The following is a 12,119-nucleotide window of genomic DNA, read 5'->3' on the forward strand; positions in this document are numbered from 1 at the left end:
TGTACGACGGGTCCGGTGTGGCCCGGGCGCTGACGTTGCCAAAAAGTGAAACATGTTCTAGTCTTGCTCGATGATCATGGCGGTCGTCCGGCGGGTGCGGGTGAGGTGATCGGATGCGTATCGCGTTGTTGTCCTACCGGAGCAAACCGCACTGCGGTGGGCAGGGCGTGTACGTGCGGCACCTCAGCCGCGGACTGTCCGAACTCGGACACGACGTCGAGGTCCTGTCCGGCCAGCCGTATCCGGACCTCGACGACCCGGTCCGGCTCACGAAAGTGCCGAGTCTCGACCTGTACCGCGAATCGGATCCGTTCCGCACCCCGCGGCTCGGTGAGTACCGCGACGCGATAGACCTGTTCGAGACCGGCGCCATGTGGACGGCCGGCTTCCCGGAGCCGCTGACATTCAGTCTGCGCGCCGCGCGGTTGCTGCGGGGCCGAGCGGCCGACTTCGACGTCGTGCACGACAACCAGTGCCTCGGCTACGGCCTGCTCGGCCTGCAGCGTGCCGGTGTTCCCTTGCTGGCGACGGTTCACCATCCGATCACCAGGGACCGGGTCGCCGACCTGGCCGCGGCGTCGTGGCGGCGCAAGCTCGCGGTACGCCGCTGGTACGGCTTCGTGACGATGCAGGCGCGGGTGGCCCGGCGCCTTCCGCGGCTGATCACCGTGTCGCAGGCGTCCGCCGGTGACATCGCCGAGGACTTCCGGGTGGCGCAGGAGCGGCTCACCACGATTCCGCTCGGGGTCGACACGGAGCTGTTCCGCCCCGCCGGGGGCCGGGTTCCGGGCCGCATCGTGGCCGTGGCCAGTGCCGACGTGCCGTTGAAAGGCGTCCGTCATCTGCTCGAGTCGGTGGCGAAACTCCGGGTCGAACGTGACGTGGAGCTGGTGCTGGTCAGCAAGCTCGCCGACGACGGTCCGACCCGCAGGCTCATCGACGAACTCGCGATCGGCGACGTCGTGCGCGCGGTGCACGGGCTGGCCGACGACGAGCTCGCCGGCCTGCTGGCCTCAGCCGAGGTGGCCTGCGTGCCGTCCCTCTACGAGGGGTTCTCGCTGCCGACGGTCGAGGCGATGGCGTGCGGCACGCCGCTGGTGGTCAGCCGCGCGGGTGCGTTGCCAGAGGTGGTGGGCGACTGCGGCCGGCTCGTGCCGCCCGGCGACACCGAGGCGCTGACGCGGGAACTGGCCACGGTGCTCGACGGCCGGGAGTTACGGGGCCGTCTCGGTGATGCGGGAAGGGCACGAGCCCTCGAACGGTACAGCTGGCGATCGGTCGCTGCGTCCACAGTGGACGTATACCGCGAGGTGATCGACCGGACACGGCGAAAGGCGGGGTAGATGCTGACGGTGGATTTCGACCGCATCGGGGTGGGCCCGGGTACGACGGTGATCGACGTCGGTTGCGGTGCGGGTAGGCACGCGTTCGAGGCCTACCGGCGCGGCGCCGACGTCGTCGCGTTCGACCAGGACAAGCCCGCGCTGGCCGAGGTCGAGACGATGTTCGCGGCGATGTCCGCCGAAGGGCAGGTACCGGCGGGGGCGGCGGCCACCACGGTCGCGGGCGACGCGCTACGGCTGCCGTTCCCCGACGACTCGTTCGACTGCGTGATCGCCTCGGAGATCCTGGAGCACGTCCCCGAGGACGAGCGGGCCATCGCCGAACTGGTGCGCGTGGCGCGGCCCGGCGGCTCCGTCGTCGTCACGGTGCCGCGGTGGCTGCCGGAACGCGTGTGCTGGCTGCTCTCCGACGCTTACCACGAGGTCGAGGGCGGGCACGTGCGCATCTATCGGGGCGACGAACTACGCGGCAAGCTGCGTGCCGCCGGGCTGCGGCCCGTCGCGGGCGAGCACGCCCACGCGCTGCACGCGCCCTACTGGTGGCTCAAGTGCGCCGTCGGGCCCGACAACGACGACAACCCGCTGGTCAAGGCCTATCACCGGCTGCTGGTGTGGGACATGATGCGCGCCCCCTGGCCGACACGTACCGCCGAGCGGCTGCTCGACCCCGTGGTCGGCAAGAGCCTCGCGGTGTACAGCGTCAAGGACGCCGGTGCCGTCGCCGGCGCGGGCGGGGACGGCGGTGGACAGGGGGTCGCCGGTGCCCCGGACTGACGTGCCCGAGGTGCCCGGAGTCCTCGCCGCCGCCGACGTGGCCGCCACAGCCCGGTCGATCGCCGCCGTGCAGGAGAGCTCCGGTGCCGTTCCGTGGTTTCCCGGTGGCCACACCGACCCGTGGGACCACGTTGAATCCGCCATGGCGTTGACGGCAGCCGGGCTCCGCGAGGAGGCCGCGGCCGCCTACGACTGGTGCCGCCGCACCCAGCGGTCCGACGGATCGTGGCCCGCGAAGGTCGTCGACGGCGGTGTGGAGGACCCGACCACCGACACGAACTTCTGCGCCTACGTCGCTGTCGGCGTGTGGCACCACCTCACGTGCACCGGGGACGACGAGTTCGCCCGGCGCATGTGGCCGGTCGTGCGGGCCGCCATCGACCTCGTGCTCGACGCGCAGACCGAACGCGGCGAGGTTGCCTGGGCGCGCGGCGGCGACGGGACATGGGCGAGCGAGGCGCTGCTGTCCGGGTGCGCGAGCATCCACCAGAGCCTGCGATGTGCGCTCGCACTGGCCGACCACGTCGAGCGTCCCCAGCCGGACTGGGAGGTCGCGCTCGGGAGACTGGGACACGCCCTGCGGGCCCACCCCGAGGCGTTCGCGGACAAGAGTCGGTATTCGATGGACTGGTACTACCCGGTGCTCGGGGGAGCCGTCCGCGGGCCCGCCGGGCTCGACCGGATCCACCGGCGCTGGCCCGAGTTCGTCGTCGACGGGCTCGGTGCGCGGTGTGTCGACGACCGGCCGTGGGTCACCGGGGCGGAGACGTGCGAGCTCGTGCTCAGCCTGGACGCCGTGGGCGAAGCCGTGCTCGGCAGGGAGTTGCTGGCGGCCATGCAGCATCTGCGGGATCCCGGCGGCTCGTACTGGACCGGCTACGTCTTCACCGACGGCAAACGCTGGCCGGAGGAGCGGACCACGTGGACCGGTGCGGCCGTGATCCTGGCCGCCGATGCGCTGGCGCGCACCACCCCGGCTTCGGCGATCTTCCGCGGCGACGGCCTCCCGCTCGGCCTCGCACCCGTCGGCACCGGTTGTGGCTGCGACACCTACGTGACCGGCGTGCCCGGCTGACCGTCGATCCGGCGCAGCAGCCGCATCGAGCCGGTCGCCGTGTGTTCGGCGAACTGGCCGGAGGCGAGTGCGCGGCGGAAGATGTGGAACGGCGGGCGGCCGCCGTCGCGGGGATCGGGGAACACGTCGTGGATGGCCAGCAGTCCGCCCGGTCGCACCCACGGCGCCCAGCCCGCGAGGTCGGCGTCGGCGGCCTCCTCGGTGTGGCCGCCGTCGATGAACACCAGGTCGGCGGGCGTCCGCCAGAGTGCTGCGACGTCGGGGGAATGGCCGACCACGGCGACGACGTGGTCGGCCAGTCCGGCGCCGGCGATGGTGCGGCGGAATGCGCCCAGGGTGTCGAGGCGGCCGGTGCCGGGATCGACGAGGCCGGGGTCGTGGTACTCCCAGCCGGGTTGGTGTTCCTCGGAACCGCGGTGGTGATCGACGGTCACGACGCGTGCGCCCGTCTCCCGCGCGGCCGCGCCCAGGAAGACGGTCGACTTGCCGCAGTAACTGCCGATCTCCACGGCCACGGGTGTCTCCGTGGCGTCGCCTCGCCGGGCGGCCACCGTCTCGTGCAGGGCGTCGTAGAGGGCGAGTCCCTCGGCGGTGGGCATGAAGCCGGGTGCCTCGAGTGCGGCGGTCAACAGCTCGGGCGGCATGGCCGTGGCAGCGGGCATGCGGGGAACTGTAGGCGCGTGCCACGACGGGCTCAACCGTCGTCTTTCGAATGCAACACGATGCCGCCCTGTGTGCTGGTGACCGTCACCCGCGCTGTCAGCGGCCGTTTTCGGAGCCAGACAATAGTTGAAACATGTTTCAGAAATCGGCATCATGTGGAGGCGATCAGCTCGCCGGAAGGAGCCTTCGATGCCGCACCGGGAATGGGACGCCGAGGCCGACGTCGTGATCGTCGGCTTCGGGGGCGCAGGGGCGTGCGCCGCCATCGACGCCTGCGACCGCGGTGCCGACGTGCTCGTCCTCGACCGTTTCCAGGGCGGCGGCGCGACCGCCATCAGCGGCGGGGTCGTCTACGCCGGAGGCGGCACGCAGCATCAGCGGGCCGCGGGATTCGAGGACACCACCGAGGCGATGCTCGACTATCTCAGGCTCGAGACCGACGGTGTGGTCTCCGACGAGACGCTCGCGCGATTCTGTGAGCAGAGTCCCGACAATCTGCGCTGGCTCGAACGACACGGCGTGCCGTTCGAGGGCAGCATGGCGCCGCGCAAGACGTCGTACCCCACCAACGAGCACTACCTGTACTACTCGGGCAACGAGCTCGCCCCGCCGTTCTCCGACGCCGCGGTTCCCGCCCCGCGCGGGCACCGTGCGAAGGGGGCGGGCGTGTCCGGCAAACCGCTGTTCGGGGCGCTGCGCAGGGCCGTGGCCCGCAGGCCGATCGCGGTGCGGACCCAGACCAAGGCCAGACGCCTCGTCACCGACGGCGAGCGGATCGTCGGCGTGGAGGTCTCGGAGATCGGTGGGCGCGTCCCGCGCGGGCTGCACCGGGTGCTGGCGTGGGCGGGCCGCAAGCTCAACATCTACTACCGGCCGCTCGGCCGGATGCTCGACGGGCCGGTCGCGAACCTGGAACGCAGGCACGGCGTGCCGCGCCGGTATCGCGCCCGCCGCGGCGTCGTGCTCGCCGCAGGCGGGTTCGTCTTCAACCGGCAGCTGGTGGCCGAACATGCGCCCGCCTACCGCCGCGGCTCGTCGCTCGGCACGATCGCTGACGACGGCAGTGGCATCGCGCTCGGGGAATCGGTGGGCGGGCGGGCCGACCGGCTGCACCGCGTGTCCGCGTGGCGGTTCTTCAACCCGCCGCTGGCGATGGTCGACGGAGTGCTCGTCAACAATCGCGGCGAGCGCATCTGCAACGAGGCCTACTACGGCGCGCGTATCGGCGACCGGGTCGCGCGGCAGCCCGATTCGGAGGCGTATCTGATCATCGACGCCCGCACCCGTGCCGAGGCGCTCCGGCAGGCCCCGTCGCAGACACTGTGGTTCCAGCGGTTGCAGGCCGAGTACGTCCTGCGGATCGGCCACGTCCGCGCCACCGACCTGCCGACGCTGGCCCGCAGCCGGGGCATCGACCCGGACGGGCTGGCCCACACGATCGAGGAGTACAACGCCGGTGCCGCCGCCGGTCACGACCGGATGGGCAAGGACCCGGCACACGTGCACCCGCTGTCGAGCGGCCCGTTCTACGCGATCGACTGCTCCATCCGTACCCAGCCGGGATTCCCGATCCCGATGATCACGCTCGGCGGCCTGACCGTCGACGAAACGACCGGGGCCGTCACGCGTGAGGACGGCTCGCCCGTGCCGGGGCTGTACGCCGCGGGCCGCAACGCCGTCGGTGTGTGCTCGGAGTCCTATGTGAGCGGTCTGTCCATTGCGGACTGCGTGTTCTCCGGGCGCCGCGTGGCGGCCGCACTGACCGAGAAGCGATTTCAGGAGGAACAGGCGTGAGGATCGTCGTCGACTGGGACCTGTGTGAGTCGAACGGAATCTGTGAGGCCGTCGCACCCGACGTGTTCGAACTGGACGAGGACGAGAACCTGATCCTCAAGGCGGACCCGGATGCCGAGAACCGCGGCCGGATCCTGCAGGCCGTCGAGTCGTGCCCGAAGGCCGCGCTGTCGCTGGACGAGTCCGAGTGACGGGCGAGCAGGCGGCCGGGGCGGCGCCGCGGGAGGGTACCGATGTGGAGGAGTTCGACGTCGTCGTGGTCGGCAGCGGTGCGGCCGGACTGACCGCGGCCCTGCGCGCGGCGCATCTCGGGTTGTCCACCGTGGTGCTCGAGAAGGCCGCCGCCTTCGGCGGGTCGACCGCCCGGTCGGGTGGCGGCGTGTGGGTTCCCGGCAACGACGCCCTGCGGCGCGCGGGCGTCTCGGACACGCCGCAGGCCGCCCGGGAGTACCTGCATTCGATCGTGGGTGATGCGGCCGAGCCGGAGCGTATCGACACGTATCTCGAGCACGGGCCGGCCGTGCTGTCGTTCGTGGAGCGGACCACGCCGTTACGGCTGCGCTGGGTGCGCGGATACTCCGACTACTACCCCGAGGCTCCCGGCGGGAAGGCGGTCGGCCGGTCCGCCGAGCCCAAGCCCGTCGATGCCCGGCTGCTCGGCGAGGATCGGGATCGGCTGGAGCCGCCGTACAGCGCGCCGCCGCTCGGGGTTCCGCTCGGGCAGGCCGACTACCGGTGGCTGAGCCTGATCGCACGCCACCCGCGCGGTCTGCTGACCCTGCTGAGCCTGGGCATGCGCTGGCTGGGCGGCCTGCTGCTGGGCAAACGCCAGCTGGTCATGGGACAGGCGATCGCGGCCGCGCTCCGGATCGGCGTTCGCCGCGCCGGTGCCGAGGTCAGGCTCAACCGGCCGCTGCTGCGCCTCGAGACGGCAGGCGATCGGGTGACCGGCGTCGTCGTCGACCGGGACGGCGAGGAAGCCGTGGTGCGCGCCCGCCACGGAGTGGTGCTCGCCGCGGGTGGGTTCGAGCACAACGCCGCGATGCGCGAGCGGTACCAGCGCGCCCCCATCGGTACGGAATGGACGGTCGGAGCCAAGGCCAACACCGGCGACGCCATCACGGCGGCGACGGCCGTGGGCGCTGCGGTGGACCTCATGGACGACGCCTGGTGGGGACCGTCGATCCCGTTGCCGGGCGGACCGTGGTTCGCGCTGGCGGAACGGTCCCGGCCCGGCAGCATCATGGTGAACGAGCACGGCCGCCGGTTCGTGAACGAGTCGGCGCCCTACGTGGACGCCGTTCACGCGATGTACGGCGGCGACCAGGGGCGCGGTGACGGTCCCGGGGAGAACATCCCGACGTGGCTGGTGTTCGACCAGCGGTACCGCAACCGGTACATGTTCACCGGGCTCGGCCCCCGCCAGCCCCTGCCAGGGCGCTGGTACAAGCACGGCGTCGTGGTGCAGGCGTCGTCGGTCGGTGAACTGGCCGAGAAGATGGGCGTACCGGCCGCGGCACTCGAGTCCACAGTGGAGCGCTTCAACGAGTACGCCGGTGCGGGTGAGGACGCCGAGTTCGGCCGGGGCCGCAGCCGTTACGACCACTACTACGGCGATCCGCGGAACCGTCCCAACCCGAGCCTCGGTGCGCTGAACCAGGCGCCCTTCTACGCCGTGAAGATGGTGCCGGGGGACCTCGGCACGAAGGGCGGCGTGCGCACGGACACGCGGGCGCGAGTGTTGCGCGAGGACGGATCGGTGATCGACGGGCTCTACGCGGCGGGCAACAGCAGCGCCGCGGTGATGGGCCGCACCTACGCCGGTCCCGGCGCGACGATCGGCCCGGCGATGGTCTTCGGCTACCTGGCCGCCGAGGATCTGGCGGAGACGGGCGCCGGCACAGCGGCCGGATCCGAGCACCAGGACGCACGCACGGACACGGCTTCGTAGTCACCACGGCTGCGTAGGCGGCATGGCGTCGGAGTGAGGTGGAACCGTCACAGGACGGCGGTCCGCAGGAACGGGCGCCGCAGGGCAGGGTGCAGGTGGTGCCGCCGTGGCAGCACTGTCGGGGTGGCAGCACTGTCGGGCAGTGGTGTGACGGCGGGGGTGCCGGGCCGTGGTGCCGGGCAGCGGTGTGGACCGACAGCCGTGACGGTGCCGGCACCGCCACGGCCGTGACGGTGCCGTCGGGGACGCCGGACCGCGGGCGACGCTGGGTGTCTCCTCCTGCCGGCGACCGCTGAGTGGCGCCACCGCGGGCGTGGGTAACCTTCCCGCGTGTCTGTCAACAAGGACGAGCGCGGCGTCACTGCCTCCGGTGGTTCTGCGTCCGGTGGTGCTGCTCCCGGTGTGTCCGGTCCGTCCGCGGCGCCGTCGGGTCGTACCGGGCCACCGCGGCCCGCGTACACCGAACCGGTTCCCGTGACGACGCTCGTGGCGCGCTCCGGTTCGCGCCTGCTCGCCGACCCGTCCGCGCCCGAGGTGACCGTGACGGGGGCGACGCTGCGCGGACAGGACGTGCGGCCAGGGGACCTGTTCGCCGCGCTGCCCGGCGCGCGTGTGCACGGCGCCGATTTCGCGGCCGGCGCGATCGCCGCGGGCGCCGCTGCCATCCTCACCGACGAGGCGGGCACCGAACGTCCCGCGATCGCCGAGACCGAGCTGCCCGTGCTCGTGCATTCCGAGCCGCGTGCGGTCCTCGGTGAGATCGCCGCCTGGATCTACGGCGAACCGTCGCTGACCCTCAACGTCCTCGGAACCACGGGCACATCGGGCAAAACGACCACGGCCTACCTCGTCGAGTCGGGCCTGCGCGCGGCGGGTCACACGACCGGTCTCATCGGAACGGTCGAGACCCGCGTCTCGGGCGAACGTCTCGCCAGCGCCTTCACCACACCGGAGGCACCGGACCTGCAGGCGCTGTTCGCGCTCATGGTCGAGCAGGGCGTGACGCACGTGCCCATGGAGGTCTCCAGTCACGCGCTGAGCCTCGGCCGGGTGAACGGCACGCGGTTCACGGTGGGGGCGTTCACCAACCTGTCGCAGGACCACCTCGACTTCCACCGCGACATGGACGACTACTTCGCCGCGAAGTCGCTGCTGTTCGACGGCCGGTCGACGAGCGAGGTCGTGGTCGTCGACGCCGAGTGGGGTCGTAGGCTCGTCACCCCGCAGACGATCACGGTCGCCACCGAGCGCGGCGTCGACGCCGCATGGCGGGCGACCGACATCGCCACGACGCCCACCGGCGAACAGGGCTTCACCCTCCACGGGCCGGACGGGCGCACCGCCCGCGCCAGCATCCCGCTGCCGGGGGAGTTCAACGTCGCCAACGCGACCCTGGCCGCGGCGATCCTGGACACGGTGGGCATCCCCCTCGACGCCATCGTCGCGGGCCTGGCATCCGTCGAGGTCCCGGGCCGGATGGAACGCGTCGCGCTGGGTCAGCCGTTCGCCGCCGTCGTCGACTACGCGCACAAGCCCGCTGCCGTCACGGAGGCCCTGCGTGCGCTGCGGGCGGGCACGCAGGGACGCATCATCACGGTGCTCGGATGCGGCGGCGATCGCGACACCGCCAAGCGGGCCATCATGGGCGAGGCGGCGGTGCGCGGCAGCGAACTGGTGATCGTCACCGACGACAATCCGCGTAGCGAGGATCCGGCCGCGATCAGGGCGGAGATACTGCAGGGCGCCAGGGCCGTCGACTCGGCCGAGGCCGGCGAGATCCGCGAGATCGGCGACCGCAGGGAGGCCATCGTCGCCGCCGTCGCCGCGGCAGGCCACGGGGACGTCGTGCTCGTGGCGGGCAAGGGACACGAGAGCGGGCAGAACATCGCGGGCGTGGTGCATCCCTTCTCCGACAGGGATGAACTCGCGGCCGCCATCCGCGACAGGTTCGAGGTGAGCGTGTGATCGAGATGAGCATGGCCGAGATCGCCGAGGTGACCGGCGGCCGGCTGCACCGGGCCGAGGGCACCGAACGCGTGACGGCGTCGGTGGAGTTCGACTCCCGCAGGCTCACCGGGGGCGGGTTGTTCGTCGCACTGCCCGGCGAACGGGTCGACGGGCACGAGTTCGCCGCGAAGGCCGTGGCCGACGGTGCCGCGGGTGTGCTCGCGGGCCGCGAGGTCGACGCCCCCGCCGTGATCGCCCCGCCGGTCGAGGCCGCGCACGCGAACGCCATGGCGCTGGCCGGTGACAGCGACGGGTCCGGCGCGGCGGTGCTCGCGGCGCTCGGCAGGCTCGCCAGGCACGTCGTCACGCGGCTGACCGAGGGCGGGATGACGGTCGTCGGCGTCACCGGTTCGTCCGGTAAGACCTCCACCAAGGACCTCATCGCGCAGCTGCTCGAGCCGCTGGGCCCGACGATCGCGCCGCCGGGTTCGTTCAACAACGAGCTGGGCCACCCCTGGACCGCGCTGCGTGCCGACTCCTCGACGCGCAACCTCGTCCTGGAGCTGTCGGCCCGCGGCCCCGGCCACATCGCCGAGCTGGCGCAGATCGCGCCGCCGACGATCGGTGCGGTGCTCAACGTCGGCACCGCCCACGTCGGCGAGTTCGGCTCCCGTGAGGGCATCGCGCGGACGAAGGGTGAGCTGGTCGAGGCGCTGCCCGCCGACGGCGTGGCCGTGCTCAACGCCGACGACCCGCTGGTCGCCGCCATGGCTTCGCGCACCTCGGCGCGCGTCGTGTTCGTCGGCGAGAGCTCCGAGGCGACGGTGCGGGCCGAGGACGTCCGCCTCGACGACCAGGCGCGTGCCTCGTTCCGGCTGGTCGCCCCGCAGGGCACCGCCGACGTGACGCTGTCGCTGCACGGTGAGCACCACGTCGGCAACGCCCTCACCGCCGCCGCGATCGCCCTCGAACTCGGTACGCCCGTCGCCGAGGTGGCCGAACGCCTGTCCGGCGCCGAGCGCCGGTCCTCCCGGCGCATGGAGGTCACCACGCGCGCCGACGGCGTCACCGTGCTCAACGACTCGTACAACGCCAATCCCGAGTCGATGAAGGCCGCTCTCAAGACCCTCGCGTCGATGACCCGGGGCGCGGGCAGGCGGTCGTGGGCGGTCCTGTCGGAGATGGGCGAACTGGGTACCGATAGCGTGTCCGCGCACGACGAGATCGGCAGGCTCGCGGTGCGCCTGAACATCAGCAGACTCGTGGTGGTCGGAGACGCGGCCGCCCCGATGCACACCGGTGCCAGCCACGAAGGTTCTTGGGGAGAGGAGTCGGTTCTGGTTCCCGACACCGACGCGGCCGTCGCCCTGCTGCGCGACGAACTGCGTTCCGACGACGTGGTCCTGGTGAAGGCCTCCAAGGTCGCCGAGATGTGGCGGGTGGCCGACGCGTTGCTGGAGGGCACCGAGCTGGAGGGCACCCAGTGATCAGCATCCTGATCGCGGCCTCGGTGGGGCTGCTGATCTCCATCCTGTTCACCCCGTATCTGATCAGGCTGTTCTCGAAGCAGGGCTTCGGGCAGGAGATCCGTGAGGAAGGGCCGGAAGGCCACCGCTCGAAGCGCGGCACCCCCACGATGGGCGGTGTGGCGATCATCGTGGCGATGGTCGTCGCGTACTTCGTGGCGCACCTGGTCGACGTGCTGCGGGACTCGTCGAACTCCGGGCCGACGGCGTCCGGTCTGCTCGTGCTGTTCCTGTCCGTCGGGCTCGGCCTCGTGGGCTTCCTCGACGACTTCATCAAGATCCGCAAGCAGCGCAACCTCGGTCTCAACAAGACGGCCAAGCTGGTCGGCCAGCTGCTCGTCGCGGTCGTGTTCGGCATCCTCGCGCTGCAGTTCGTCAACGACAACGGCCTGGCACCCGCCTCGCAGCACCTGTCGTACGTGCGGGACCTGTCACTGATCTTCTTCCCCCTCCCGGTATTCATCCTGTTCTGCTACCTGCTGATCTCGGCGTGGTCGAACGCGGTGAACTTCACCGACGGGCTCGACGGCCTCGCAGGCGGCGCCGGGGCGATGGTGCTGGTCACCTACGTGGTGATCGCCTTCTGGCAGGCTCGGCTCAGCTGTGTCGAGACGCCGCAGGCCGCGTGCTACGACGTCCGCGACCCGCTCGACCTCGCAGTGGTGGCCGCGGCCGCGGCGGGCGCGTGTGTCGGGTTCCTGTGGTGGAACGCCGCACCGGCGAAGATCTTCATGGGCGACACCGGTTCGCTCGCGCTCGGTGGCCTCATCGCCGGCCTGTCGATGACGACGCGCACCGAGCTGCTCGCCATCGTCATCGGCGGTCTGTTCGTGGTCGAGATGGTGTCGGTCGTGCTGCAGATCGCGGTCTTCCGCACGACGCGCAAGCGGCTGTTCCGGATGGCGCCGTTCCACCACCACTTCGAGCTCTCCGGCTGGGCCGAGACGACGGTGATCATCCGCTTCTGGCTGCTCGCAGCCGTGTGCTGCATGTTCGGCCTGGGCCTGTTCTACAGCGAACAGCTCGGTCTCGGCGGGGGCTGACCG

10 protein-coding genes are annotated in these 12,119 nt (G+C 71.6%); 9 read left to right on the forward strand and 1 reads right to left on the reverse strand.

What is annotated here, in order from left to right:
• Positions 1-113: 113 nt before the first annotated feature.
• Genes FB384_RS16310 through FB384_RS16320 form a run of 3 tightly spaced genes read left to right on the forward strand, consistent with a single transcriptional unit; the run spans position 114 to position 3,192 of the window.
• A complete protein-coding gene (locus FB384_RS16310) occupies positions 114-1,343 on the forward strand; it encodes a glycosyltransferase family 4 protein (protein ID WP_183784015.1) in 1,230 nt (409 codons plus the stop codon).
• Entirely contained in the window at positions 1,344-2,117 is a 774-nt protein-coding gene (locus tag FB384_RS16315; RefSeq protein ID WP_183784017.1) for a class I SAM-dependent methyltransferase, read from the forward strand. It abuts the gene before it with no gap.
• The gene (locus FB384_RS16320) at positions 2,104-3,192 is read left to right on the forward strand and encodes a prenyltransferase/squalene oxidase repeat-containing protein (protein ID WP_183784019.1); all 1,089 of its coding nucleotides are present in this window, start codon (positions 2,104-2,106) and stop codon (positions 3,190-3,192) included. Before FB384_RS16315 ends, FB384_RS16320 begins: the two co-directional genes overlap by 14 nt.
• Here FB384_RS16320 and FB384_RS16325 read toward each other — a convergent pair.
• Positions 3,168-3,854 (reverse strand): class I SAM-dependent methyltransferase, encoded by a 687-nt coding sequence (locus FB384_RS16325; RefSeq protein ID WP_183784021.1) that lies wholly within the window; start codon positions 3,852-3,854, stop codon positions 3,168-3,170. The genes FB384_RS16320 and FB384_RS16325 overlap by 25 nt on opposite strands.
• A gap of 190 nt (positions 3,855-4,044) precedes the next feature.
• Between FB384_RS16325 and FB384_RS16330 the strand changes: the two genes are divergently transcribed.
• The 6 genes from FB384_RS16330 (at position 4,045) to mraY (ending at position 12,116) form a co-directional block, all read left to right on the forward strand.
• Positions 4,045-5,649, forward strand: coding sequence for an FAD-binding protein (locus tag FB384_RS16330; RefSeq protein WP_183784023.1), 1,605 nt, complete (start codon positions 4,045-4,047; stop codon positions 5,647-5,649).
• Entirely contained in the window at positions 5,646-5,840 is a 195-nt protein-coding gene (locus FB384_RS16335; RefSeq protein WP_183784025.1) for a ferredoxin, read from the forward strand. Before FB384_RS16330 ends, FB384_RS16335 begins: the two co-directional genes overlap by 4 nt.
• Positions 5,837-7,600: a 3-oxosteroid 1-dehydrogenase gene (gene kstD / locus FB384_RS16340; RefSeq protein WP_323985254.1), complete on the forward strand. Its 1,764-nt coding sequence runs from the start codon at positions 5,837-5,839 to the stop codon at positions 7,598-7,600. Before FB384_RS16335 ends, kstD begins: the two co-directional genes overlap by 4 nt.
• A 402-nt stretch (positions 7,601-8,002) precedes the next feature.
• Positions 8,003-9,565: a UDP-N-acetylmuramoyl-L-alanyl-D-glutamate--2,6-diaminopimelate ligase gene (locus FB384_RS16345; protein ID WP_183785658.1), complete on the forward strand. Its 1,563-nt coding sequence runs from the start codon at positions 8,003-8,005 to the stop codon at positions 9,563-9,565.
• Positions 9,562-11,034 (forward strand): UDP-N-acetylmuramoyl-tripeptide--D-alanyl-D-alanine ligase, encoded by a 1,473-nt coding sequence (locus FB384_RS16350; RefSeq protein WP_183784027.1) that lies wholly within the window; start codon positions 9,562-9,564, stop codon positions 11,032-11,034. The genes FB384_RS16345 and FB384_RS16350 overlap by 4 nt, the downstream gene beginning before the upstream one ends.
• Positions 11,031-12,116: a phospho-N-acetylmuramoyl-pentapeptide-transferase gene (mraY, locus tag FB384_RS16355; RefSeq protein ID WP_183784029.1), complete on the forward strand. Its 1,086-nt coding sequence runs from the start codon at positions 11,031-11,033 to the stop codon at positions 12,114-12,116. The genes FB384_RS16350 and mraY overlap by 4 nt, the downstream gene beginning before the upstream one ends.
• Positions 12,117-12,119: the final 3 nt, after the last annotated feature.

Source organism: Prauserella sediminis (assembly GCF_014195435.1).
In the GTDB taxonomy this organism is placed as follows: Bacteria; Actinomycetota; Actinomycetes; order Mycobacteriales; family Pseudonocardiaceae; genus Prauserella; species Prauserella salsuginis.